Below are 22,408 nucleotides of genomic sequence, written 5' to 3'. Positions count from 1 at the left end.
CTCTAGGTGTTGAACTTGAAGAGCATGACGTCGCCGTCCTGGACGACATATTCCTTGCCTTCGTCGCGGGCCTTGCCGGCGTCGCGTGCGCCCACCTCACCGCTGAAGGCGACGAAATCGTCATAGGCAATGGTCTGGGCGCGGATGAAGCCGCGCTCGAAGTCGGTGTGGATCACGCCGGCCGCCTGGGGTGCCTTGGCACCGCGCTTGACGGTCCAAGCGCGCGATTCCTTCGGGCCGGCGGTAAAGAAGGTGATCAGGTCGAGGAGCTTATAGCCGGCGCGGATCAGCCGGTCGAGACCGGCTTCTTCAAGTCCGAGCTCGGACAGGAATTCGACCGCTTCCTCGGCCTCCAACTGCGCGAGCTGGGACTCGATTTCCGCCGAGATGATGACCGTCTGCGCATTCTGTCCGGCCGCCATCGCGGCGACGGCCCCGGTCTGTTCATTGCCGCTTGCGGCATGCGCCTCGTCGACATTGCAGACGTAGAGGACAGGCTTGGATGTCAGAAGGTTGAGCGACTGGAGCAGACGCAGGTCCTCGGCCGCGATGCCGTCAAGCAGCAGACGCGCCGGCTTGCCGTTCTGCAGCAGTTCAAGGGCCTTTTCCATCATCGGAAGGATGAGCAGCGCTTCCTTTTCCCTGCCGGTGGCGCGCTTGCGCGTCTGTTCGGTTCGCCGCTCAAGGCTTTCAAGATCGGCCAGCATCAGTTCCGTCTCGATCGTGTCGGCGTCGGCAACCGGATCGATCTTGCCTTCGACATGGGTAATGTCGTCGTCTTCGAAACAACGCAGCACATGGACGATCGCATCCACTTCGCGGATATTGGCGAGAAACTGGTTGCCCAGACCTTCGCCCTTCGACGCGCCGCGCACGAGGCCGGCGATGTCGACGAAGGATATACGGGTCGGAATGATCTCTTTTGACTTGGCGATCTCGGCTATCTTGCCGAGCCGGGCGTCGGGCACGGCGACTTCGCCCGTGTTGGGCTCGATCGTGCAGAACGGATAATTGGCGGCCTGCGCGGCAGCGGTCTTGGTCAGGGCGTTGAAGAGGGTGGACTTGCCCACATTGGGCAGGCCGACGATGCCGCACTTGAAACCCATTGCTTAATCCTTGTTTCCAAACAGTTTTTTCAGCATATCCGCCATGGGTCCCGATTTCGGTGGCTCGGGAGCTGTTTTTGGCCGCGCGGCGCGAATATGCGACTGGCCCTTTTGCGGGTCTGCGTTTTTCTTGCCGTTGCCCGGGGCGCTGTTGCCCAGCGCCACAGCGATCTTGTTGAGGAAGCCCGAATCATCGCCCTCGATCAGCATCGGGAAATTATCGGCAACCGCCTCCAGCAGCGTCTCGACCCACTCGCGGTCGGCCTTGGCGAAGTCGCCGAGCACATGGCTGTTGACCCGTTCCTTGTGACCGGGATGGCCGATGCCAAGACGCAGGCGCCGATAGTCCTTGCCGCAATGGGAGTCGATGGACCTGATGCCGTTGTGGCCGCCATGGCCGCCGCCGGTCTTGATCCGCACCTTGCCCGGCGCGAGGTCCAGTTCGTCGTAGATGACGATGAGATCGGAGGGTGCCAGCTTGTAGAACCGCATGGCCTCGCCGATGCTCTCGCCGGAAAGGTTCATGTAGGTCTGCGGCTTGATCAGCAGCACTTTCTCGCCGGCCATGTGGCCCTCGGCGATCTCGCCGCGGAACTTTTTCGACCAGTTCGAAAAGGAATGGCGGCGGGCAATCGCGTCCGCCGCCATGTATCCGATATTGTGGCGATTGCCCGCATGGCGGGAGCCGGGATTGCCAAGGCCTGCAACGAGCAGCATGTGCACCGGTCTCCGTAATGCGGCGGGCGGGGACTATTCCTCCCCGTCGCCTCCTTCGGCTGCGTCTTCGTCGCCGCCTTCGGCCGCCTCTTCGCCGGCTGCATCGACGGCTTCTTCGCCTTCCTGCTCCTCTTCCTCGCTCTTGAGGCCGGCAGGCGCGGCAATCGTCGCGATGGTGAAGTCGCGGTCGGTGATCGTCAGCTCGACATCATCCGGCAGGGTGATGTTGGATATGTGGATACCGTCGCCGAGATCGAGACCCGTCAGGTCGCCGATGAAGTTCTCCGGAATGTTGTTGGCCGGGCAAACAACTTCGACCGCGTGACGGACGACATTGAGAACGCCGCCGCGCTTGAGGCCGGGCGACTCTTCCTCGTTGATGAACTGAACAGGCACTTCAACGGTCACCACGGTGTCCTTGGAAATGCGCAGGAAATCCACATGCATGGTGAAATCGCGAACCGGGTCGAGCTGGTAGTCCTTGGGCAGAACCTGGATCTTCTTGCCGTCGACATCGATGGTCGCGATGGTCGTCAAAAATCCACCGCCGTGGATCTTCATCGTCACTTCCTTGTAGGGAAGGGCGATGGAAACAGGGGGTTCCTTGCCACCGTAGATGACGGCGGGAATCTTACCGTTGCGGCGAAGTTCGCGGGCGGACCCCTTACCAACCCGTTCGCGCGCCTCGGCAACGAGCTCATAATTGCTCATGGCTTGTCCTTTCGAGGTACTATCTGGAGTGTTTCCCGGACGGTTCAAAGCCCGTAAAAACATCGAGCGGCCAGTGGCCGCCCCGCCGCGTTGCCTCCAAGGGTGTCTACGCGGACGCGCGCTATATAGCGGAGGGATTTGTGCGATGCAAGCGCAAAGCGGCGCCGGGGAGGGCGCCGCTCGCAGGGGTCCGGGCGGAGGGAGGAACGCCGCGGACGGGGTCGGGTCAGACCGGTTTATTCGGCCTGCAGTTCTTCCGGAGTTTTTTCCGAGATCGAAACCCACTGCTCATCGGCAGCGGTGATCAGGTTGGCGCGGTCTGCTTCCCAGCGTTCCTGGATGCCCGGCGCCAGGTTCAGATAGAGCTTGTTGTCGACAATGCGCCACAGATGCGGATCGCCGTCGAACTTGAAGCCCATTGCGGTGCCGAAGGCGCAATAGCCGCCATAGGCCGGTGCGTATGCATCCGGATTGGCGACAAAGAGCGCCTTGTTTTCTTCATTTGCGAAACGGTAGGTGGCACCGTTGTGCTCGGCGGTGATCTGGAAATCGCCCGGTGTCGGTGCGCCCGCGGTGAAATAGGCGACCGGGTCATAGCCGCGCAAGGCAAGGCCGGTGGTCGTTGCGTTGACATCTACGCCTGCGGCCAGTGCGGATGTCAGAAGTGCGGCGGAAAGTGCGACACCTGCAAGGGTTGTCTTCAGGACTTTGAACATATCGGTCTCCTCGGTTCATCGGGTTCAGGGCCGGAACGGATCTGAAAAGCTCCGGTTGAGATGTGTTGTATAGTTTGGAACCAATTGGTACAAAACAAATGAATGTGAGCGAAACTTGATTGAAAAATCGTGCTGCGCTCTTATGACTGATAGAAACGTCTTGTTTCGACTGGCAGGAGCAGAGCTGCGCAACCATGGCCCGCCCAAGAGAATTCGACATGGACACCGCTGTCGACGGCGCTATGCAGATTTTCTGGCGCCTGGGATATACGGCAACGAACCTGCCGGAACTGCTGCATGCGATGGGCGTTTCCAGGGGATCCTTCTATAAGGCGTTCGGAGACAAGCACTCGGCCTATCTGGCGGCGCTGGATCACTATGACCGCACCTGCATCGGTTCCGCGGTCGCGCTGTTGAGCGACCGCTCCATAGGGGACGGTACATCCCGGATCCTGCGGCTCTTCGAGCAGACCGGGTGCGGAGAAGGCGTTGCTCCGCGCGGCTGTTTCGTCTGCAATGCGATGGTGGAACTGGGACCGCACGATTCCGCCGTCGCGGAAAAGACCGCCGCCATGTCCAACAGGCTTCAGTCCGCGATCTACAATGCACTTGGCGATGTTCCGGGCATAAACCCGTTCGACACGGAATCCCGGGATCGCAAGGCGGCCATTATCACGCGGCTTTATCTCGGTGCGCAGGCAATGAGCAAGACGGGCGATCAAAACGCCGACTGGAAAAACCTGCTGGGCGAGTTGCTGAACCGGCGGATACTCTAAACAATCAATCGAACAGGCTGGAGACCGATTCTTCCGATGCGGTGCGGCTGATCGCCTCGCCGATCAGATTGGCCGTGGTGATGACGCGGATATTGTGGGCGTTCTGGACCGCAGTCGTGGGCTGGATGGAATCGGTAATCACCAGTTCCTTGAGCTTTGACGCGGTAACCCGGGCAACCGCGCCGCCAGACAGGACACCGTGGGTTATATAGGCGGTGACGCTTGTCGCGCCGTTTTCGAGCAGGGCTTCTGCCGCGTTACACAAAGTGCCGCCGGAATCGACAATGTCATCGATCAGAATGCAGTCTTTTCCCGACACATCGCCGATAACGTTCATGACTTCGGATTCGCCGGGCCGATCGCGGCGCTTGTCGACGATCGCCAGCAGGGAATCGAGCCGCTTGGCCAGAGCGCGTGCACGCACGACGCCGCCGGTATCGGGCGAGACGACCATGATGTTGGAGACATCATAGGTTTCCTTGATATCCCGGGCGAGGATGGGAACCGCGAAGAGATTGTCCGTCGGAATGTCGAAAAAACCCTGGATCTGGCCGGCATGCAGATCAAGCGTCAACACACGGTTGGCGCCGGCCTCGGTGATCAGGTTGGCCACCAGCTTGGCCGAGATCGGCGTGCGGGCGCCGGGTTTGCGGTCCTGACGGGCATAGCCGTAATAGGGCAGCACCGCCGTAATGCGTCTTGCCGAGGCGCGCCGGGCCGCGTCCGTCATGATGAGAAGCTCCATCAGATGGTCGTTTGCCGGATAGGCGGTCGACTGGATGATGAAGACGTCCTCACCGCGTACATTTTCCTTGATCTCGACGAAAATCTCCTGGTCGGCGAAGCGCCGGACCGTGGCATTGCCGAGCGGAATGTTGAGATAATTGCAGATGGCTTCTGCGAGGACCCTGTTCGAATTGCCCGAAAAAAGTTTCATGGCGCGCTGCCTATGCTGGTACCCCGATGGCCGGCGTTTTAGCGGCCCCGCGCGCGAATGCAAGTCTCATCCCGATCATTCGTGGATTTTACCCAGAATTCAGCCACTTCCCCCGTCGCCAAGGTGCCATATTTCCGCCCTGCGCTCTAACCACCCGAACCGGGCTGGCTGCGCCAGGCAATGTACTCGGCGATGGTGCGGGCTGCGATCGTTTCCATGGTCGCATCCTGGACGACATTCCAGGGATCGGCGGCGGTGCCCTGCGCGATTTCCTGGCCGCGAATACGATGCAGGCGGTTTCCACCGCCATCGAGAACGTCCCAGACAAAGGCGACGGTCGTCTTGTCGCCGTCGGTGAAGGCGGAAAAGTAGCCCTTGAGGATGTGATTGCTGTTTCCGTCACCGGAATTGAGAATGACCAGACCGCGGGCGCGGGCTTCCGAACCGAGCTGACGCGAGAGCGGCCGCACGGCGCTGACCGGGGCGCCGATGACCGGTGTGAAGCTGATGTTCGATGCGCCGTTGCGCGGCGCGAGACTTGCCGTGGAACTGGACCGCGCCGGTGTTGAGTTGGTTGTCGTCTGCTCCGTCGGAATGGCCGGCTGATCGGAGCCGATCTGATCGACGGGCTCAGCCGGGTCGTCGGGGTTGACCGATGTCAGCGGGTCCTGCGTCCCGACATCCGCATTGGGACGCAGCAGTGAGGCGTCCGTCAACCGGGCCGTCGTGCAACCCGCGAGCTGCAGCGCGAACAGGGCGACCAGTATTGTGACAACAGTCTTCCTACGCAAGTTACAACCTCTTCCGACGGCTGCCTATTTGACGATCAGATCCAGGTTGTGGGCCGAAAGCGCAACCGGGTCGTCATCGGTGGTCAAATAGGTGTGTCCGAGCGTCATGGCTGTCCCGGATTCAGAGTCCATAATAATCATATGTACAAACAATGACATATCCGCCCTGATGTTTTGTTCGTTTCCGGAATAGAACATCTCGCGTTCCATCCAGCTCGGCGTGAAGCGGGCGCCCAGCGAATAGCCGCACGCATTCAGCCGGTGGCGGGTCAGTCCGCGATCTTCCATGACCTTTGCATGGGTAGCGAACACATCGCCGAAATTGTGACCCGGACGCAGAACCTGTTCGATTTCCTCAAGCGCCTCCCGGCACACGTCGTAGAGCTCGAGATGCCGTTCGCTCGGCTTGCCGACAATGACGGTGCGCATCATCGCGGCATGGTAGCGGGCGAAGACACCGGCCCATTCCAGGGTCAGCTGATCGTTCTCTTCAAGCTTGCGCCGGCCGGATTTGTATCGGCACAGGAGCGCATCGCGGCCCGAACCGATGATGAACTCGTTGCCGGGATAATCACCGCCGCCGGAAAAGACCGCGCCCTGCATGGCAGAAAGAATATCGGCTTCGTCCGCGCCGGGCTTGATCAGCGGCAGGGCGGCGTCCAGCGCCGCATCGGCAAGGCCGGCCGCAGTCTTGATGTAGTCGATCTCGGCGGGGCTCTTGATGAGCCGCAGGCTTGAAACAACACCCGATGCGTCGACCAGGTCGGCGAAGGATTGCAGTTGGTTGTCGAGCCTGCGGCAGTTGGCTCCGGTCAGTCCGTGCGTATCATATTCGACCCCGATGCGGCATCCGAGCAGGTCCATGTCGTTGAGCAGGTTCTTCAGCTCCATAGTCGGATCCGCATTGGCACGGTCCGTCCACACGGAGATGTCCTCGATGATCGAGGTGTGGCGCGCCTGTCGCAGATCAGCCGAGCGGGTGAGCAGGCGCATCGAGCCGTCGGAGGTGACGATCAATGTCTGGAAGAAGCAGAATCCGAACGTATCGTAGCCGGTCAGCCAGTACATGCTCTCCTGGGCGAAGAGCAGCATGGCGTCGAGCTCGTTGTCCTGCATGGCGTCGATGAGGCGGCGTTTTCGCCAGCGGAATTCTTCCATGTCAAAATGCTGGGTCACCCTATCCTCCATCGACAATGCTTATTGCTGAAATCTGTCGCCCGTAATCGGGCTCGCCGCGATGTGTGGTGCGGCGGTATGAAAAGAACATCGCCTCATCGGCATAGGTGCAGCGGCCGCTATACTGCGCGGCTACGCCGGCTTCGGCCAGGCGCGCAAGTATATAGGACTGCAGGTCGAAATTGCTGTGGCCGTCGCGTTCGGACGGCGTGAAGTACACGACGTTCTGCGCGTCCTCAGCTACGAACCGTTCGACGAATTCGGGGCCGACCTCGTAGTTCGGGCCGCTTATGCTGGGGCCGATGGAGGCGACGATGCGCTCGCGCGCAGCGCCGCAAGCTTCCATCGCTGCGACCGTATTGCCGATGATGCCGTAAAGGGCGCCGCGCCATCCGGCATGGGCGGCGGCGACGACACCCGCTTGCGGGTCGGCCATCAGGATCGGACCGCAATCGGCGGTCAGGACGCCGACAATGATGCCGGGCGCCGCCGTGACCATCGCGTCGGCTTTGGGACGTTCGCCCTCATATTTTTCATCGACGACGATGACATCGGTTGAATGGATCTGATGCGGCGTTGCGAGCCTCTCCGCTGGCAGCGGGAACCAACTGCAGACGCGTGTGCGGTTTTCCACCACATGGGCGCGCTCATCGTTCGAGCCCAGCCCGACATTCAGCCCCTCATAGATGCCCCTGGATACGCCGCCATGCCGCGTGAAAAACCCGTGGCGGATGGCTGTACCGGCGCAGCTTTCGTCCAGAAGCGGACTGGTGATCGGTTCGGGTCGCTCACGGTCGAGCATGGCTGGCCTCTCGGCTTTTCATCCGGCGGGATGGTGATCAAACTGGGCTTGTCTGTCAATCACAGGATTGGAGTGCTTTTAAGACGGACCTTCCGATGCGCCGGTTCCGCGTGCGAACGGGGCAAGGGGAATGTCGCTGCCGCTCACGCACAAGACCTTGAAAAGGCTTCCCATCTGACCCTGGCCGGTGCCCGCCAGGCGCTCAACCGAATTGTGGATTTCTTCCTGCATTGCCGCGCTTGCGCCGGAACCCAGGGCGCCGGCGCGCTGCAGCAACCCGAGTTCCAGCAAAAAAGTGCCCTGGGTCATGGCTGGCCAGATTTTGACGCCCTCGGACGCCGCTGCTGCGGCAAGTGCCTCGAAATCCACGTGGCTGGTCAGGTCGCACTCGCCCGGCGCCTCCAGGACATCGGCGAAAGCCTGCCGCCTTACCGCCTGCAGCGTGTCGCCAAAGCCGCTTTTCAGATGGCCGTAATCCACGACAAGCGCCGTTCCGCTGCAGTGTCGCAGCCGCGCGGCGATTTCGGCCATGACGGCCTCGCGCGCGGGGGCGATCTCGAATATGTCGCCGGGCCGGGCCGGACCCGGCAGGGCATCGGGTTCGATTGCTGCGGTTCCGACGCCAAAGGCAAGCGTGCCGTCATCGCCGACAGTCACAAGCCGCTCCTGAAAGCCGGCATCCGTGTTGATGAACTGGCGAATCGGCAATGCATCGAAGAGTTCGTTGCAGAAAAGCAGGGTGAAGCCCTCCGGAACATCCGTCAGCGTGGAATGCCAGCGGCAATCGATGGGCGCATTTGCAAGCGTCTCCCGCTGTATCTGCGTCAGTCTCTCGCTGGTTTCGACAAGATGCGCGCTCGCGGTTTCGGTGAAATCCGGCGCAAGCTTCTGGATAACGCGTTGGGCATCGGCCATCAGGGTCCCGCGTCCTGGCCCGATTTCAATGAGCCGGACCGTGTCCGGCCTGCCGTGGGCCTGCCAGGCCGACACCAGGAAAATGCCGATCATCTCGCCGAAAAGCTGGCTGACCTCAGGCGCGGTGATGAAATCGCCGGCGGCGCCGAACGGCTCGCGCGTGCGGTAGTAGCCGAATTCCGGATCGCCGAGGCAAGCCGAGAAATAGTCGGCGACGCTGATCGGCCCGGTTGCTTCGATCAGGCGGCGCAGTTTCTTTGCCAGCGGCGTTGTCAATGGCTGCTTCCGCTGTCCCCGACCGGCGCCGGCTGGGTCGGCGGTTTAGCATAGGCCATGGCGACGAGGCCGATCAGCAGCATGGGAATCGAAAGGACCATGCCCATGGTCAGCCAGCCGCCGAGCAGGTAGCCGATATGGGCGTCCGGTTCGCGGAAGAATTCGACAAGGATGCGGCAGGCGCCGTATCCGAGCAGAAAAGCGCCGCCGATATAGCGCGGCCGCTGGAGCTTGCCGAAACGGAAAATTAGAAGATAGAGCGCGAAGAAAAGCAGCGGGCCTTCGAGCAAAGCTTCATAGAGCTGGGAGGGATGGCGCGGCTCGGGGCCTCCGGTCGGGAAAATCACCGCCCAGGGAACGTCGCTGACGCGTCCCCACAGCTCCCCGTTGACGAAGTTCGCGATACGGCCGAGGAAAAGTCCGATCGGGGCCGAGGCGGCAATGACATCAAACAGGCTCCAGACTGAAATGCCGCGTTTGCGGGCAAAAAAGATCATGGCGATGATGGTGCCCAGAAGCCCGCCATGGAACGACATGCCGCCCTTCCAGATTTCGAACATGCGCAAGGGATTGTGCATGAAGGCGGCAAAATCATAGAAGAAAATGTAGCCGAGCCGGCCGCCAAGCACGATGCCGACCGCTCCCCAGATCAGGAAATCGTCAATATCCGAAACCCGCATTGCCGGCCGGCCATCGAACCAGAGCCGGTTCGTGCCGGCAAGGATGCGGGCGTAGCGCCAGCCCAGGAGAATGCCCACCACATAGGCAAGCCCGTACCAGTGCACGGCGAGTGGGCCGATGGAAAACAGCACCGGATCAATGTTCGGGAAAGGCAGCGCGGCCAGTACGGGGTCCATGTCGAATCCAAATCTTTATGCGGACGGGCCGGACCATGCCGGTGGCTGCCGCCATGGTCAAGGGTTGCGTCGTCCGGTCCGAATCCTTAACTCACTATATCGAAGGATGGTGCGTTACCAGCAAAAGCGAGGCAGCAAGATGACCACAGGCCCCAATCGAATTCTGGATGATTTCGCCAGGCTGATGACGGATGCGGCGGGCGCCGCCCAGGGCCTGCGCGACGAAGTCGAGACGGCGCTACGCGCGCAAGCCGAACGGGTTCTCAACAATATGGATGTCGTCCAGCGCGAGGAATTCGAGGCCGTTCGGGAGATGGCGGCCCGTGCGCGCGACGAGAACGATGCGCTTTCGGCACGGATCGACGCCCTGGAGAAACGGGTAGCGGAGCTCGAAGGCGGGGCGAAACCGAAAGCGACACGGAAGAAAAGCACCGGAGCCGGCAAGGCCTCGTAATTTTTTTGTCGTATCGCCACGTCCACAATTCTGTGAGGAAAATACCTTTTCCCAGAATCCCTTAGACTCGGGTGCTCGGGAATTGATTCACCGCGTATCCACATCGGATTTCGATGTCCCTGCATTTAAGGGGTGGCGCTGTGACTCTGCCGTTATACACTGATTTTAAATGATGATTCGAAGAGGGCCTTAACTGTCTTTGTGGGCGAGTGGCAGGCGGTCCGGTTCTAGTTTGTAGTGTGCGTAAGTTGCTTCCGGGTTCAGCGTGGGCGCGGCGAGGATTTTTTGCGCCTGTGAACATTGAGATTCGGGGAGAAAAGGTGCGGCATGAGCCTTATGGAATTTGAATATGAGCGCGAACTCAATCCTGTTGACATGATTGAGTACGTGGCGGCCAACAATGACTGGTCGTTTGAGCGGTCCGGCGAGGATGAAATCGCCATGACCGTTGAGGGGCGCTGGTCGGAATACCACGTTTCCTTTTCATGGATGGAGGATTTCGAGGCCCTCCATCTTGCCTGCGCATTCGATATCAAGGTGCCTGACAACAGGGTCAGCGAAGTGGTCAAGCTTCTGCATCTGCTCAACGGGCAGATCCTGATGGGGCACTTCGATTTCTGGCAGCAGGAGGACGTGATTATCTTCCGGCAATCGCTGCTCCTGTCAGGCGGCGCCGAGCCGACAAACCAGCAGGTCGAGGTGCTGTTGTCGAGCGCGCTGGAAACCTGCGAATTGTATTTTCAGGCCTTTCAGTTTGTGATCTGGTCAGGTATGGACGCCAAGAGCGCCACCGAAACGGTCCTTTTCGAGACCGTCGGAGAGGCCTGACAGTAACAGACCAGCGAGGTCCGAAATCATGACATCCGGTCCCGTCGTCCTTGTGGGCGCCGGCAACATGGGTGGTGCGATGATGCGCGGATGGCTCGCGTCCGGCACCGAACCGGGCGCGATCATTGTCGTCGATCCGTCACCCGCTCCGGCGATGGCCGAACTCTTGAAATCGGAGGGCATACGCCACTGTCCTGCCGTGCCGGGCGATGTGACCGCCGGCGCTTTGATTGTGGCCGTCAAACCGCAAATGATGGGGTCCGTGCTTCCCGGCCTGAAGCCGCTGATCGGACCGGACACGGTTTGCATTTCCATCGCCGCGGGAACGACGATCGGGACCATGGCCCGTCATCTCGGCGATGTCGCCATCGTTCGCTCGATGCCCAACATGGCTGCGATGATCGGCCGCGGGATTACTGCGGCGGTCGCCAATGACAGGGTCAGCGACGAACAGCGCTCATTTGCCAACGAATTGCTGATGGTGACCGGTCCGGTTGAATGGGTCGAGACCGAAGATCAGATCGATGCGGTAACGGCGCTCTCCGGCAGCGGGCCGGCCTATGTCTTTTTTCTTGTCGAATGCATGGCCGAGGCCGGCCGAAAAGCGGGCCTTGAAGACGCGATGGCGATGCGGCTGGCGCGCGCGACCGTCTCGGGCGCCGGCGAATTGCTGCACCAGTCGGCCGACCATGCGGCCGCGTTCCGAAAGAGCGTGACGTCACCGGGCGGCACGACGGCGGCGGCTCTCGATGTGCTGATGCGCGATGACGCGCTGCAGGCGCTGTTTGACGAGGCGATCGCGGCGGCGAAGAAACGCGCCCATGAGCTGGCGGAACACGGGTGAGCCATGTCTGAGCAGATCGCCTGGTCCGATTTCGAGAAGGTCGACATCAGGGTCGGGACCATTGTCGAAGCTGAACCTTTCCCGGAAGCCCGCAAACCGGCGATCAGGCTGAAGGTCGATTTCGGCCCGCAGATCGGCGTGCGCAAGTCTTCGGCACAGATCACGAAGCATTATGCGCCGCAGGATCTTGTCGGCCGGCAGGTGATTGCTGTGGTCAATTTCCCGCCACGCCAGATCGGGCCGATGATGTCGGAGGTCCTGGTGCTCGGCTTTCCCGACGAGGACGGCGAAGTCGTGCTTGCGGCCATCGACAAGACGGTGCCGAACGGCGGCAAACTCTTCTGAATCTACTACGCGGGAACCCGTACGACGGCCCGCAGGCCGCCCATGGGGCTGTCGGCGAGTGAGATATCGCCGCCATGGCTGCGGGCGATGTCGAGTGCGATTGCAAGACCGAGCCCCGTGCCGCCCTTGTCCTGGTTGCGCGATTCGTCGAGGCGGAAAAACGGCTTGAAGACATCCTCGCGCAGTTCCGGCGGAATTCCGGGGCCGTCATCGTCAATCGTCACCGTCAGCCACCCGGTGCGCACATTCGCTTCGACGGTGACGTTCTGTGCGTGCCGGCAGGCATTCGAGACAAGGTTGATGACAAGGCGCGAGAAGGCGTTCGGCCGGACCTTGATCAGCGGTTGTCCGTTGAGCGTGCAGGCCAGATTCCGGCCATGTACATGCGCGTGCTCGTTCAGCTTGTCGAAAAGCCTGTTTAGATCGAGTTCACCGACATCCTCCTGGGCCTCGCCGCGTGCGAATGAAAGATAGCCCTCCAGCATCGACTGCATGTCGTCGATATCGTCATTGAGACGGGTGGTTTCGGCCTCGTCACCGACAAGGGCGAGTTGCAGCCGGAAGCGGGTCAGGATGGTGCGCAGGTCGTGGCTGACGCCGGTCAGCATCGCCGTGCGCTGCTCGATCTGCCGCTCGATCCGCTCGCGCATGCGGATGAAGGCGAGGCCGGCCCGCCGGATCTCGTCGGCACCGCGCGGGCGGAAGTCCTCCGGCATTTTCTGGCCCTTGCCGAAGCTTTCGGCCGCGTCGGCCAGGCTGAGAATCGGGCGGATCTGTCCGCGCAGGAAAAGGATCGCGATGATCAGCAGCACCAGGGACGTTCCGACCATCCAGAGAAGGAAAATATGCGTGTTGGAGGCATAGGCCTGACTGCGGCGGGCAAAGATGCGCAAGACCTTGTCGTCAAGCAGGATACGGATCTCGACCAGGTTGGAATCGCCGACCGTGTCGATCCAGAACGGGCGTTTTACCTGACGGGTGATCTCCTCGCTGAGGATCGAATCCAGGATCGAAAAGAAAGGCTTGGAACGCGGCGGCGGCAAAGTGCCGTCAGGCTCGATGGCAATGTTAAGCTCAAGGCGGTCCCGCGCCATCCGGGTTATCTCGTCGTAATTCGCGTCCTGGGGGTAGGTTTCGATGACGTCGATAATCGCGGCGATGTCCCGGGTGACCGCCGTCGAAAGCCTCTGGGTCACGGTCTGCCAGTGACGTTCCATGAAGACGAAGGCGATCACGGACTGCAGGATGACCATCGGCAGGATGATGATCAGCAGCGTGCGGCCATACAGACCCGTCGGAATGCGACGCGTGAACCAGCGTGTGAAACGCCGGTAGCCCTTTGGCGGGTACCGCTCGTGATCGCGCCGAATGGAGTCAATGGTCGTCATCAGGCATTCCCGTTAACAGTCCTTTCGCACCGTAAATGGTGCCGGAAGGTCCGGATGAAACCATCTTATATCAGGGAAAGCGGATTTCGACCCGTTTAGAGCGATCCGTGCAGGATAAATCCCCGTCCGGTCAGGAAAAAACCCGTATCCGTCCTGGCAGAATAAAGGGCGACGACGCTACTCGACGCTCAACCGGTATCCGATGCCGCGCACGGTCTGCAGCCACATGGGATTGGCGGGATCTTCCTCGATCTTGCGGCGCAAGCGGTTGATCTGGACGTCGATGGTGCGCTCGCCGATATCGATATCCTGGCCGACCAGCTCGTGCCTGGGGATCGTCTCGCCCGGGCGCTGGGCGAACTGAACCATGATTTCCTGTTCGCGGTCGGTCAGGCGCACCACTTCCGCGCCTTTCTTCAATTCGCGCCGCGCGAGACCGAATGTGTAGGGGCCGAAAACGATCTGCTCGATCTGCGGGATTTCCGGCGGTCCGCCGCGCTTGAGGATATTGTTGATCCGCAACACGAGCTCGCGCGGATCGAAGGGTTTGGCGAGGTAATCGTCGGCACCGGCCTCCAGCCCTTCGAGGCGGCTGTTGATCTCGGCCAGCGCCGTCAGCATGAGGATCGGCACATCGCGCAGTTCGCGCAGCCATTTGGTCAAGGCAACCCCGGTCTCGCCCGGCATCATCACATCGACAACAAGCAGGTCGAATTCGAGCCCGTTGAGCTTGCGCCGGGCCTCGGCGGCATCGGCGGCGGTCGTGACCCGGAAACCCTTGTCGCTCAAATACCGGTTCAGCAGGTCGCGAATGCGCGTATCATCATCCACGACGAGCAGATGCGCAGCATTGTCAGAAAGCAATTCAGCCTGCATGCCGCCTCCTTATGCAATTCTTCAAAGCCTATCGGCGTCAATCCCGATTGACCATTCCCTTGAGGAACCGTCTGATCAGTTCTTGCCCCTGTGTATCAATACCCCTTAGTGCTTCGGTTATGCGGCGAGACTGTGGCCGTGCCAGTTCCAGCGCCAGTTCCCGGCCTTTGCGGGTGGGGTAAAGCCGCCGTTGGCGGCGGTCGTTGGGGCCTTCGACCTGATGGATATAGCCGGAATCGATCAGTTGTTTCAGAACCCTGGCAAGACTTTGCTTGGTGATCTTGAGCGTGTCGAGCAGGTCGGCAACCGTCATGCCAGGCTGCCGGTTGACGAAATGGACGACCCGGTGATGCGCGCGCCCGAAGCCGAAACGGGCCAGGATCGCATCGGGATCCGAGGTGAAGTCGCGATAGGCGAAATACAGCATCTCGATGATATCGAAATCGATGCCGTCGCTTTCCGACATGGGGCCCGTGATCGTGTCGGCATCGGGTAATTTTCGTGCCCTTTCGGACGCCATTGCGTTCTTCCCTTTCAAATATGTCAGCCTTGTTGACATAATTTGATGCTATTGGTAGCCTCTTTCCACGTCAAGGATGTAAAACCCCCTAATCGGCACGGTATTGGCGTTTTCGCGGCGCATATGCGCCCAACGTCTCAATTCCGGATATTATCGGGCTTTTCTCATACCCGGCGAATAACATATCGAATGAAGCGCGAGGCGCTGGAGGTAACGCAATGGCATCGGTCCCCTTCGATCAGCTTGAGGGCGAGATTTGGTACAATGGCGAGTTCGTTCCGTGGAAGGATGCGAAGCTGCACGTGTTGTCGCACGGCCTGCATTATGCGAGTTCCGTGTTCGAGGGCGAACGGGCCTATGGCGGCGAGATCTTCAAGCTGCGCGAGCACACCGAGCGGTTGCACAAATCGGCGGAACTGCTGGGGTTCGAGATTCCCTACAGCGTCGAGGAAATCGATGACGCTTGCAACGAGCTTCTGCAGCGCCAGGGTTTCGAGGATGCCTATGTGCGGCCGATCGCATGGCGCGGCAGCGAGATGATGGGCGTATCCGCCCAGCAGAACCGCATCAACCTGGCCATCGCCATCTGGCAGTGGCCGTCCTATTTCAAGCCGGAGGAACGGCTGAAGGGTATCCGGCTCGACATGGCCAAATATCGCCGCCCGGACCCGAGAACGATCCCGAGCGAATCCAAGGCGGCCGGCCTTTACATGATCTGCACGCTGTCCAAGCACGAGGCGGAGAGCAAGGGCTATGCCGATGCGCTGATGCTCGACTGGCGCGGCCGCGTGGCCGAGGCAACGGGCGCGAATGTCTTCTTCGTCAAGGACGGGGTCATCCATACGCCGACGCCGGATTGCTTCCTGGACGGCATCACCCGGCGCACCGTCATCGATCTTGCCCGCAAACGCGGCTACGAGATCGTCGAACGGGCGATCATGCCGGAAGAGATGGAAGAATTCGAGGAATGCTTCCTGACCGGAACGGCGGCCGAGGTGACGCCGGTATCCGAGATCGGCCCCTACACGTTTACGGTCGGCGAAATCACCACCAATCTGGTGAACGACTACACGAAGGCGGTCCAGCCGGTTCGCGAAGCTGCCTAAGCCAGACACGCTCTAGAAATTCTGCAGGGTGCGCGTCAGCCTTTGCCGCGCACCCTTTTGTTTGCAATTCCGGCGCGCCGCGTGGCAAATAGCCTGAGCAACTTCTCCAACAACGGAAAACCACCATGGGCCAGATCCAGGCCGGCATCGTTCCGGTTACCGCATTTCAGCAAAATTGCACGATTCTGTTCGACGGCGACACAAAGCGCGGTGTGGTGGTCGACCCGGGCGGTGATGTGGCGGCGATTCAAGAGGTCCTGGAAAAGAACGGGATCGAGATCGAGGCGATCTGGCTGACACACGGGCATATCGACCACGCGGGCGGCGCCATGGATCTGAAGGACGCGCTCGGTGTCGAAATTGTCGGGCCGCACAAGGATGATCTTAATCTGCTGCAGGGCCTGGAAGACCAGGCGCGGATGTTCGGGGTTGAAGATGCGGTGCGCAATGTGACCCCTGACCGGTGGCTCGAGGAGGGCGAGACGGTCTCCTTCGGCGAGCACGCATTCGAGGTCTATCACTGCCCCGGCCATGCACCCGGCCATGTTATCTTCTTCAACAGGAATGCCGGGTTTGCCCATGTCGGCGATGTTCTGTTCCGTGGCTCCATCGGCCGCACGGATCTGCCGGGCGGCAATCATCAGCAATTGCTGGACTCGATCCGCGACAAGGTCCTGCCCCTGGGCGATGATGTCGGCTTCATTTGCGGTCACGGGCCGGGCGGGCGGATCGGCGAGGAGCGTCTCACCAATCCGTTCCTCAAGGGGATCTAGGCCGAAAAGCGGTCTAGCGGCGGCCTTCAAGGAGCCATAAGGTACCGGTTGGACTGCAGCCAACCGGGCGAACCACGAAATGGCCGAGACCTTTGAAGACATGCTGACCGGCGGGCATCCCAATTCACTCGGGAGAACCGTCGAGGTCGTCGATCTGGTGCTTTCCGAAACAGGTCGTTTCGATGAGCTCTTCGGTTGCTATCGGAGCAACAACGAAGTCGTTCGGCTTCGGACCTCCAATGCCATGAAGCGGGTCGAAGCGGAGAAGCACGACCTTCTCGTTCCCTATATCGACCGCTTCATCGAAGAGATCGGGGCGCTTGACCAGGCCTCGGCGCAGTGGACATTGGCACAGCTCTTCGACCGGCTATCCGGGGACATGGACGAGAAGCAGCGGTCCGCCGCGCTCGCGATCATGAAGCGGAATCTTGAGAATCACGATGACTGGATCGTGCTCAACAACAGCATGGAAACATTATCGAAATGGGCCGGCGCGGACGCAGATCTGCTCAATTGGCTGCGTCCGCACCTGGAGCGTTTGAGTGCCGATGCGCGAAAGTCCGTCGCATCCCGTGCTTCCAAGAAACTTCGCGCTCTCGGTATTGACTAAGGCAGGCCCTAGCGCGCGACGCAGAAATGGTCGTAGCCGTCATAGCCGCGAAACGTTCCGGTGGTCGGATCGAATGAGCGGTAGCGCCGTGCGCAGTAGCGGTACCATTCGTCGGTCCACGGTTCGATGGCTCCGGCCGTGTTCACCGAAGACGGCGCGGGCGGATAGTAGTTCGGCGAATAGGAATGGTTGTTGGGCGCCGGCGGATAATAGTCCGGTTGCGGGTAGTAGTCCGGCTGCGGCGCCGGGCGTGGCGGCTCGCTCAGGATTGCGCCGGCGATGATCGCACCAGCGGCAAGGCCGAGAACGCCGAGAAGCAGGGCGTCATCATTGTTCTTTTCTACAATGACCGGTTTGCGATGGCGCTTGTGGTGCTTGTGCTTGTGGCCGTTCCAGCCACCATGATGATGCGGGCGGCCGCGGTCGTGCGCATAGGCCTGCGACAGCGGAGCGGCCGCGACGGCGGCGACGGCAAGGGTGGCGACGAGTACTTTAACCGGATTTCCCATCTTCCATGTTCCTCTCGGTGGCTTGCGAATGCGTTGCGTTGTGATGTTGGCCTCAACCTAGGAGGCGCTGCCTGAACGCAAGCTGAACGGAACCGAAGACGGCAAAAGGAAACGGGCGCTGCGGATTACTCCGCGCGCCCGTCGCAAAGTTTCTGTTTGTTTTTAGGAGCCATTGGCCAGTGCGCCGCCAATGATGGCACCGGCGGCAAAGCCGAGCAGGCCCATCGCCGCCGCGTTGTTCTTGCCCTTGTGGACGACCACCGGCGGCTTCTTGTAGTGGCCGCGCGGATAGTGCACCCGGGGGCCTTTCTTGTAGTAGCCCGGGCCGCCCTTGTGGACATGGTGCTTGCCGCTGACAGGTGCCGGTTTTCCGGCAGCCATTGCGCTGCTCACGGGAACGACGGCCGTTGCGATTACGGCCGCTGTCGCCACTGCTGTTTTGGTCAAGATGTTCATCGTATCCGATCCTGTGTCTGATTTGGTCGAGGGCATGAAATCCCTCGGTCTGGATCGGAAGCTATCGCCTGGCGGATGAACGTGAACTGAATGGAAGTCGTTGAATTATTAAATAAAATTAATGTACTGCTTTTGCCATTGTGTCGCCCGGCCGCCGACCGGACAACACTGTTCGCCCCGGCCTTGCCGGACTATTCGACGATCGTCAGATTGACGGCCTTGGGCCCCTTGCCGCGACGATCCGGTTCGGTTTCGAAGCTGACCTTCTGGTTTTCCAGAAGTGTTTCAAGGCCCGAATCCTTCAGAGCCGAAATGTGTACAAAAATATCCGACTCACCAGTGTCCGGCTTGATGAAGCCGAAGCCCTTGTCGGTATTGAAAAACTTTACAGTGCCAGTCTCGGCCATGCTGTCAGGTCCTCTGTTGTCCGCCGGCGTCACGCCCGCGCGTCCTCGGTTTCACCCGCAAGGCGGGTGGGGCAGGCAGTTCTCGAAAATTGCGGAAAGGTCCCTGTTTATCGTGATCCCTGATGCTTTTGCAGCACGCGTTTCGATCACCCGGATTTTTATGCGTCTCCGGTCCGCATCGCTATCAGTAGGTTTTCCCATGTTCGCAAATTGCCCGAACGGGCCACACAGTGAGCCAGCCGGAACAAATAAGCAAGAAAAAGTTTTGTGACGGTTTCGTATTGCAACTCACAGGCTTGTACAAGCGCACCGGCAATGCGGCGATTCGTTGTCCCTTGCTGCGGAAAAAACCAAGTAAAATCAAGGTAAAGCGCAGGTTAATGCGCATGCACGACGCGGGCGGAGCATAGGCGGCTAAATGTCACGTTGTCCGCTCCTTGCCGCGTCTCCTACTTGTGGTTGCAGGTATTATTTCTACGGCAAGTATTGCTGCAAATATAAACAAGCATCCCAGATAACCGAAGCCGGCAATGCGTTCGCCCAGCAGCAGCGCACCGAACAGGGCAGCGAAAAGGGATTCCGACGACAGAAAGATCGCTGCCTGGGCGGAGGTGGTATAGCGCTGTCCTATGGCTTGAAGCGAAAATGCGAGCCCGCTGGAAAAGACGCCGGCATAGACGATTTCAGGGGCTGCATCCATGACGGCCTGCCAGTTTACCGGCTCGAATGCGACCGCTGCGAGGAAGCCGAGGACGGCGCAGACGGCAAACTGGACCGCGGACATTGTCAGCGGCCGCCCAGTCCGGGTGCCGTATATGCCGATAAGAATCACCTGGGCGGCCCAGAAGACGGCGCAGACGATCACCAGCATGTCGCCCTGGTTCAATGCGGTCATGCCGCCGCCGCTGAGCAGCCAGATACCGGCAAAGGCCAACAGGGCGGCGGGCCAGATCACGGGATGCGGCCGCTGGCGCAGGATGATGACAACCAGTAGCGGGACGAAAACAACATAAAGGCCGGTCAGGAATCCGGCATTGGTGACGGTGGTCGTCAACAGGCCCACCTGCTGAAACGCCATGCCGGCGAACAGCACAATTCCGATCCAGACAAATCCGGTCCAGTCGGAGCGGGTAAGGGACTTTTCAGCCTTTCGGGTCTCGCGCAGCGCAAAGGGCAAGACGGCCAGTGTCGCCAGCACAAACCGCAGGCTGACGAAGAGCATGGGGCCGATGGCCTCCATGGCGGTGCTCTGCGCCACAAAACCCATTCCCCAGACGGCTCCGGCCAGCAACAGAAGCAGATTCGCCTTTGTGCGGTTCATTGAAAACAATCCTGAAAGAAGCAATCCGGGTGTGATGACCGGATCCGAAGACCTGCTCTATCAGCGTATTTTTCCGGTCGCAAGAGGCCGTCAGGCAACGCTGCCGTGCCGGCGCTACAGGTCTTTCAGGTAAAGCTTCAGCCGTTCCAGGTTGGCGCCGAAGTCGAGGCGGCCGAGTTGGGCGCGCGCATAGGCGATCACACCCGTTCGGCCGTCATCCAAGGGCACCAGCTCAATGCTTATGAGATCCGGAAACCGCATGGCCGGCGAGTAGGTGACATAGCGCAGGTGCGCGGGATCGTCACCATCATCGACGCGCCGCGCGAGAGGGTCGGCGTCTTCGATGCGCCCGGCCAACCGTGCGGCAATGTCCGCCGGCGCGGCGTCGATCGCCGGAACCTCGAAATCGCAATCGTCACGCAGGCGCGCCGTGCAGGCGAGGGCGTCATTGGCGGTCGGGCTGCGCCTGATCTCAACCAGATCGAGCCGGCCACGGTCCGGAGAACCGGCGAGGCGCATCCACGTCTTCTCGCGCCCATAGGCAAAAAAGACGATGGCGGCGCACAGGATGATGGCCGCGACAACCGCGACCGCAACAAGCAGTGTTTTCAATGGTGACCCCGGTTACTGACGTGATATGCGCAAAATAGCGCCATCGGGCTCATCTGTCAGGACCAGAAGCGCACCGTCGGGGGCGGTGATCACGTCGCGCATGCGCCCGTAGCGGTCCTGCAGCAGATTTTCCTCACCCACAATGTCGCCGGCCTTGTCGCGGTCCACGCGAACCAGCATGCTGTCCTTCAGGGCCGTTACCAGGAAATCGCCATCCCATTCGGGGAACATGGCGCCGCGATAGACGACCATGCCGCCGGGCGCGATCGACGGGTCCCAATAGTGGATCGGCTGCTGGTAACCGGTGGCCTCGGTGCCGATGCCGATCTTGCCGCCGGAATAGTGCCGACCGTAGGAGATAACCGGCCAGCCGTAGTTGAGACCGGGTTCCGGGCGGTTGATCTCGTCGCCGCCGCGCGCGCCGTGCTCGACGGTGTAGAGCGTGTTGGTGGCGGTGTCGAAATCGATTCCCTGCGCATTGCGGTGCCCCTTGGACCACAATTCGGGCTTGGCATTGTCCGCGCCCGCATAAGGGTTGTCCGCGGGGATCGAGCCGTCCGGGTTGATGCGCAGCACGGCGCCGGCATGATCCATCGGATCCTGCGCCCGGTCGCCGTCGCCGCGATCGCCGATCGTGAAATAGAGGCTGCCGTCATCGGCGACCGCAATGCGCGAGCCGAAATGGCGGCCACCGCGTGACTTGCGATCCATCGAAAACAGCACCGTGACATCCTCGAGCCGCGGTTGCGATCCGTCGCGCACAAGTTTTGCCCGCGTCAGCGCGGTGCCCGCGCCGCCCCGGCCAGGTTCGGAATAGGTGAAATAGATCACGCCGCTCCTGCCGAAATCGTTGGACAATGCAACGTCGAGCAGGCCGCCCTGGCCTCCGGCGGCTATTTTCGGAAGTCCGGCTACCGGCGCGGAAAGCTTGCCGTCCTCGACCAGTCGCAATCGGCCGGGCCGTTCCGTGACGAGATAGGCACCGTCGGGCAGCACCGCCACACCCCAGGGATGCTCCAGACCGGTTGCCACGGTCTCGACATTGATACCGACCTTCTGCGTCGCATAGGAATCCGCCGCGCCGGCCGGTGCGGCAAATATCAATGCCGCAATCATGGAAACGGCCAGACCAGATTTGCGCATATCGTTCTGCCTCGTCCTATCTCGCTTGAGACTATCGTTGGCGAAAAGATAGGGTCGATTCTGTACGTTTAAAGGCCGGATCGGTCTGATGGTCAGCGGGAGCATGCGCGATAATGGCTGTCACCGGAGCCTTTCCGGCCGGCTCCGGGTCGTCGAGCGATCTGGCCTCGACAACAAGATCGCCCAGCATGGCGACGCAGGCACAGACGGCAAGTGCGGCCAGTTTGAACCTCCAGCGTGCGCGCAAGGCATCCTTGCGCCGGTCCAGATAATCAGCGTCGAGTTCCATGGTCCTTCTCCGATCCGCATCTCGGGTCAAGTGGCGCGCCGCGAACTGTTGCCGCTGGTCGTGGGGTGGGGTGACAGCGGTGCCCGCGGCGCGCCGGTGCCGGTCCAGCCGGTATCGCGAGGAAACAGCGGGAAATGGACGTCAGGG

The 22,408-nt window shown here is 60.8% G+C and carries 28 protein-coding genes; 8 read left to right on the top strand and 20 right to left on the bottom strand.

Translation table 11 applies throughout. The features are described 5' to 3' along the window. Positions 1-2 precede the first annotated feature (2 nt). From ychF to OOZ53_RS18315, 4 genes are all read right to left on the bottom strand, one after another. Complete coding sequence (gene ychF / locus OOZ53_RS18330; protein ID WP_271091144.1) at positions 3-1,106, bottom strand: redox-regulated ATPase YchF; 1,104 nt, start codon at positions 1,104-1,106, stop codon at positions 3-5. A gap of 3 nt (positions 1,107-1,109) precedes the next feature. Beyond that, positions 1,110-1,823 (bottom strand): aminoacyl-tRNA hydrolase, encoded by a 714-nt coding sequence (pth, locus tag OOZ53_RS18325; protein WP_271091143.1) that lies wholly within the window; start codon positions 1,821-1,823, stop codon positions 1,110-1,112. A 33-nt stretch (positions 1,824-1,856) separates the two neighbouring features. Continuing rightward, positions 1,857-2,534, bottom strand: coding sequence for a 50S ribosomal protein L25/general stress protein Ctc (locus tag OOZ53_RS18320; protein WP_271091142.1), 678 nt, complete (start codon positions 2,532-2,534; stop codon positions 1,857-1,859). 236 nt (positions 2,535-2,770) lie between these two features. Further along, on the bottom strand, positions 2,771-3,250 hold the full coding sequence (locus OOZ53_RS18315) for a YHS domain-containing (seleno)protein (protein WP_271091141.1): 480 nt from the start codon (positions 3,248-3,250) through the stop codon (positions 2,771-2,773). 194 nt (positions 3,251-3,444) lie between these two features. Between OOZ53_RS18315 and OOZ53_RS18310 the strand changes: the two genes are divergently transcribed. After that, positions 3,445-4,026: a TetR/AcrR family transcriptional regulator gene (locus tag OOZ53_RS18310; RefSeq protein ID WP_271091140.1), complete on the top strand. Its 582-nt coding sequence runs from the start codon at positions 3,445-3,447 to the stop codon at positions 4,024-4,026. 4 nt (positions 4,027-4,030) lie between these two features. On the opposite strand, the gene OOZ53_RS18305 is transcribed toward OOZ53_RS18310, so the two are convergent. From OOZ53_RS18305 to lgt, 6 genes are all read right to left on the bottom strand, one after another. Beyond that, positions 4,031-4,963: a ribose-phosphate pyrophosphokinase gene (locus tag OOZ53_RS18305; protein ID WP_271091139.1), complete on the bottom strand. Its 933-nt coding sequence runs from the start codon at positions 4,961-4,963 to the stop codon at positions 4,031-4,033. A gap of 146 nt (positions 4,964-5,109) precedes the next feature. After that, a complete protein-coding gene (locus OOZ53_RS18300; protein ID WP_271091138.1) occupies positions 5,110-5,754 on the bottom strand; it encodes a hypothetical protein in 645 nt (214 codons plus the stop codon). 24 nt (positions 5,755-5,778) lie between these two features. Continuing rightward, positions 5,779-6,930, bottom strand: a complete 1,152-nt coding sequence (locus OOZ53_RS18295) for a M24 family metallopeptidase (protein WP_425499180.1) — start codon at positions 6,928-6,930, stop codon at positions 5,779-5,781. Position 6,931: 1 nt separating this feature from the next. Next, the gene (gene pgeF / locus OOZ53_RS18290) at positions 6,932-7,732 is read right to left on the bottom strand and encodes a peptidoglycan editing factor PgeF (protein ID WP_271091137.1); all 801 of its coding nucleotides are present in this window, start codon (positions 7,730-7,732) and stop codon (positions 6,932-6,934) included. 78 nt (positions 7,733-7,810) lie between these two features. Beyond that, positions 7,811-8,923 carry a class I SAM-dependent methyltransferase gene (locus tag OOZ53_RS18285; RefSeq protein WP_271091136.1) on the bottom strand — a complete coding sequence of 371 codons (1,113 nt, stop codon included), beginning with the start codon at positions 8,921-8,923 and terminating at the stop codon, positions 7,811-7,813. Continuing rightward, the gene (lgt, locus tag OOZ53_RS18280) at positions 8,920-9,780 is read right to left on the bottom strand and encodes a prolipoprotein diacylglyceryl transferase (protein WP_271091135.1); all 861 of its coding nucleotides are present in this window, start codon (positions 9,778-9,780) and stop codon (positions 8,920-8,922) included. The genes OOZ53_RS18285 and lgt overlap by 4 nt, the downstream gene beginning before the upstream one ends. 139 nt (positions 9,781-9,919) lie before the next feature. Between lgt and OOZ53_RS18275 the strand changes: the two genes are divergently transcribed. The 4 genes from OOZ53_RS18275 (at position 9,920) to OOZ53_RS18260 (ending at position 12,251) form a co-directional block, all read left to right on the top strand. Beyond that, on the top strand, positions 9,920-10,234 hold the full coding sequence (locus OOZ53_RS18275) for an accessory factor UbiK family protein (protein WP_271091134.1): 315 nt from the start codon (positions 9,920-9,922) through the stop codon (positions 10,232-10,234). A 327-nt stretch (positions 10,235-10,561) separates the two neighbouring features. Beyond that, the gene (locus OOZ53_RS18270) at positions 10,562-11,062 is read left to right on the top strand and encodes a type III secretion system chaperone family protein (protein WP_271091133.1); all 501 of its coding nucleotides are present in this window, start codon (positions 10,562-10,564) and stop codon (positions 11,060-11,062) included. A gap of 28 nt (positions 11,063-11,090) precedes the next feature. Then, on the top strand, positions 11,091-11,906 hold the full coding sequence (proC, locus tag OOZ53_RS18265; RefSeq protein WP_271091132.1) for a pyrroline-5-carboxylate reductase: 816 nt from the start codon (positions 11,091-11,093) through the stop codon (positions 11,904-11,906). Between the two features lie 3 nt (positions 11,907-11,909). Continuing rightward, complete coding sequence (locus tag OOZ53_RS18260) at positions 11,910-12,251, top strand: tRNA-binding protein (protein WP_271091131.1); 342 nt, start codon at positions 11,910-11,912, stop codon at positions 12,249-12,251. A gap of 5 nt (positions 12,252-12,256) precedes the next feature. Here OOZ53_RS18260 and OOZ53_RS18255 read toward each other — a convergent pair whose 3' ends face one another. From OOZ53_RS18255 to OOZ53_RS18245, 3 genes are all read right to left on the bottom strand, one after another. Beyond that, positions 12,257-13,639, bottom strand: a complete 1,383-nt coding sequence (locus tag OOZ53_RS18255) for an ATP-binding protein (RefSeq protein ID WP_271091130.1) — start codon at positions 13,637-13,639, stop codon at positions 12,257-12,259. Positions 13,640-13,816: 177 nt separating this feature from the next. Further along, the gene (locus OOZ53_RS18250) at positions 13,817-14,515 is read right to left on the bottom strand and encodes a response regulator (protein WP_271091129.1); all 699 of its coding nucleotides are present in this window, start codon (positions 14,513-14,515) and stop codon (positions 13,817-13,819) included. A gap of 37 nt (positions 14,516-14,552) precedes the next feature. Continuing rightward, positions 14,553-14,981, bottom strand: coding sequence for a MarR family winged helix-turn-helix transcriptional regulator (locus OOZ53_RS18245; RefSeq protein WP_425499184.1), 429 nt, complete (start codon positions 14,979-14,981; stop codon positions 14,553-14,555). Between the two features lie 272 nt (positions 14,982-15,253). Here OOZ53_RS18245 and OOZ53_RS18240 point away from each other — a divergent pair, with 272 nt between their 5' ends. The 3 genes from OOZ53_RS18240 (at position 15,254) to OOZ53_RS18230 (ending at position 17,524) form a co-directional block, all read left to right on the top strand. Beyond that, on the top strand, positions 15,254-16,141 hold the full coding sequence (locus tag OOZ53_RS18240) for a branched-chain amino acid aminotransferase (protein ID WP_271091127.1): 888 nt from the start codon (positions 15,254-15,256) through the stop codon (positions 16,139-16,141). A 125-nt stretch (positions 16,142-16,266) separates the two neighbouring features. After that, a complete protein-coding gene (locus OOZ53_RS18235; protein WP_271091126.1) occupies positions 16,267-16,914 on the top strand; it encodes an MBL fold metallo-hydrolase in 648 nt (215 codons plus the stop codon). 79 nt (positions 16,915-16,993) lie between these two features. Further along, positions 16,994-17,524, top strand: coding sequence for a hypothetical protein (locus OOZ53_RS18230; RefSeq protein WP_271091125.1), 531 nt, complete (start codon positions 16,994-16,996; stop codon positions 17,522-17,524). 8 nt (positions 17,525-17,532) lie between these two features. On the opposite strand, the gene OOZ53_RS18225 is transcribed toward OOZ53_RS18230, so the two are convergent. From OOZ53_RS18225 to OOZ53_RS18195, 7 genes are all read right to left on the bottom strand, one after another. Beyond that, a complete protein-coding gene (locus tag OOZ53_RS18225; protein WP_271091124.1) occupies positions 17,533-18,033 on the bottom strand; it encodes a BA14K family protein in 501 nt (166 codons plus the stop codon). Between the two features lie 162 nt (positions 18,034-18,195). Then, on the bottom strand, positions 18,196-18,489 hold the full coding sequence (locus OOZ53_RS18220) for a hypothetical protein (RefSeq protein WP_271091123.1): 294 nt from the start codon (positions 18,487-18,489) through the stop codon (positions 18,196-18,198). 191 nt (positions 18,490-18,680) lie between these two features. Continuing rightward, on the bottom strand, positions 18,681-18,896 hold the full coding sequence (locus OOZ53_RS18215; RefSeq protein ID WP_271091122.1) for a cold-shock protein: 216 nt from the start codon (positions 18,894-18,896) through the stop codon (positions 18,681-18,683). 421 nt (positions 18,897-19,317) lie between these two features. Next, complete coding sequence (locus tag OOZ53_RS18210; RefSeq protein WP_271091121.1) at positions 19,318-20,217, bottom strand: DMT family transporter; 900 nt, start codon at positions 20,215-20,217, stop codon at positions 19,318-19,320. A 114-nt stretch (positions 20,218-20,331) separates the two neighbouring features. Further along, positions 20,332-20,829, bottom strand: a complete 498-nt coding sequence (locus OOZ53_RS18205) for a DUF1499 domain-containing protein (RefSeq protein ID WP_271091120.1) — start codon at positions 20,827-20,829, stop codon at positions 20,332-20,334. Positions 20,830-20,841: 12 nt separating this feature from the next. After that, complete coding sequence (locus OOZ53_RS18200) at positions 20,842-21,972, bottom strand: PQQ-dependent sugar dehydrogenase (protein ID WP_271091119.1); 1,131 nt, start codon at positions 21,970-21,972, stop codon at positions 20,842-20,844. A 31-nt stretch (positions 21,973-22,003) separates the two neighbouring features. Beyond that, positions 22,004-22,261 (bottom strand): hypothetical protein, encoded by a 258-nt coding sequence (locus OOZ53_RS18195; RefSeq protein ID WP_271091118.1) that lies wholly within the window; start codon positions 22,259-22,261, stop codon positions 22,004-22,006. Positions 22,262-22,408 lie beyond the last annotated feature (147 nt).

It is taken from the genome of Allohoeflea poritis, assembly GCF_027889715.1.
GTDB classification, from domain to species: domain Bacteria; phylum Pseudomonadota; class Alphaproteobacteria; order Rhizobiales; family Rhizobiaceae; genus Hoeflea_A; species Hoeflea_A poritis.
This window is presented reverse-complemented; position numbering and strand designations above follow the sequence as displayed.

Coding starts and splice junctions, on each gene's coding strand:
- ychF (WP_271091144.1), bottom strand. CDS start 1,106: ATGGGTTTCAAGTGCGGCATCGTCGGCCTGCCCAATGTGGGCAAGTCC.
- pth (WP_271091143.1), bottom strand. CDS start 1,823: ATGCTGCTCGTTGCAGGCCTTGGCAATCCCGGCTCCCGCCATGCGGGC.
- OOZ53_RS18320 (WP_271091142.1), bottom strand. CDS start 2,534: ATGAGCAATTATGAGCTCGTTGCCGAGGCGCGCGAACGGGTTGGTAAG.
- OOZ53_RS18315 (WP_271091141.1), bottom strand. CDS start 3,250: ATGTTCAAAGTCCTGAAGACAACCCTTGCAGGTGTCGCACTTTCCGCC.
- OOZ53_RS18310 (WP_271091140.1), top strand. CDS start 3,445: ATGGCCCGCCCAAGAGAATTCGACATGGACACCGCTGTCGACGGCGCT.
- OOZ53_RS18305 (WP_271091139.1), bottom strand. CDS start 4,963: ATGAAACTTTTTTCGGGCAATTCGAACAGGGTCCTCGCAGAAGCCATC.
- pgeF (WP_271091137.1), bottom strand. CDS start 7,732: ATGCTCGACCGTGAGCGACCCGAACCGATCACCAGTCCGCTTCTGGAC.
- lgt (WP_271091135.1), bottom strand. CDS start 9,780: ATGGACCCCGTACTGGCCGCGCTGCCTTTCCCGAACATTGATCCGGTG.
- OOZ53_RS18275 (WP_271091134.1), top strand. CDS start 9,920: ATGACCACAGGCCCCAATCGAATTCTGGATGATTTCGCCAGGCTGATG.
- OOZ53_RS18270 (WP_271091133.1), top strand. CDS start 10,562: ATGAGCCTTATGGAATTTGAATATGAGCGCGAACTCAATCCTGTTGAC.
- proC (WP_271091132.1), top strand. CDS start 11,091: ATGACATCCGGTCCCGTCGTCCTTGTGGGCGCCGGCAACATGGGTGGT.
- OOZ53_RS18260 (WP_271091131.1), top strand. CDS start 11,910: ATGTCTGAGCAGATCGCCTGGTCCGATTTCGAGAAGGTCGACATCAGG.
- OOZ53_RS18255 (WP_271091130.1), bottom strand. CDS start 13,639: ATGACGACCATTGACTCCATTCGGCGCGATCACGAGCGGTACCCGCCA.
- OOZ53_RS18250 (WP_271091129.1), bottom strand. CDS start 14,515: ATGCAGGCTGAATTGCTTTCTGACAATGCTGCGCATCTGCTCGTCGTG.
- OOZ53_RS18245 (WP_425499184.1), bottom strand. CDS start 14,981: ATGTCGGAAAGCGACGGCATCGATTTCGATATCATCGAGATGCTGTAT.
- OOZ53_RS18240 (WP_271091127.1), top strand. CDS start 15,254: ATGGCATCGGTCCCCTTCGATCAGCTTGAGGGCGAGATTTGGTACAAT.
- OOZ53_RS18235 (WP_271091126.1), top strand. CDS start 16,267: ATGGGCCAGATCCAGGCCGGCATCGTTCCGGTTACCGCATTTCAGCAA.
- OOZ53_RS18230 (WP_271091125.1), top strand. CDS start 16,994: ATGGCCGAGACCTTTGAAGACATGCTGACCGGCGGGCATCCCAATTCA.
- OOZ53_RS18225 (WP_271091124.1), bottom strand. CDS start 18,033: ATGGGAAATCCGGTTAAAGTACTCGTCGCCACCCTTGCCGTCGCCGCC.
- OOZ53_RS18220 (WP_271091123.1), bottom strand. CDS start 18,489: ATGAACATCTTGACCAAAACAGCAGTGGCGACAGCGGCCGTAATCGCA.
- OOZ53_RS18215 (WP_271091122.1), bottom strand. CDS start 18,896: ATGGCCGAGACTGGCACTGTAAAGTTTTTCAATACCGACAAGGGCTTC.
- OOZ53_RS18210 (WP_271091121.1), bottom strand. CDS start 20,217: ATGAACCGCACAAAGGCGAATCTGCTTCTGTTGCTGGCCGGAGCCGTC.
- OOZ53_RS18200 (WP_271091119.1), bottom strand. CDS start 21,972: ATGCGCAAATCTGGTCTGGCCGTTTCCATGATTGCGGCATTGATATTT.
- OOZ53_RS18195 (WP_271091118.1), bottom strand. CDS start 22,261: ATGGAACTCGACGCTGATTATCTGGACCGGCGCAAGGATGCCTTGCGC.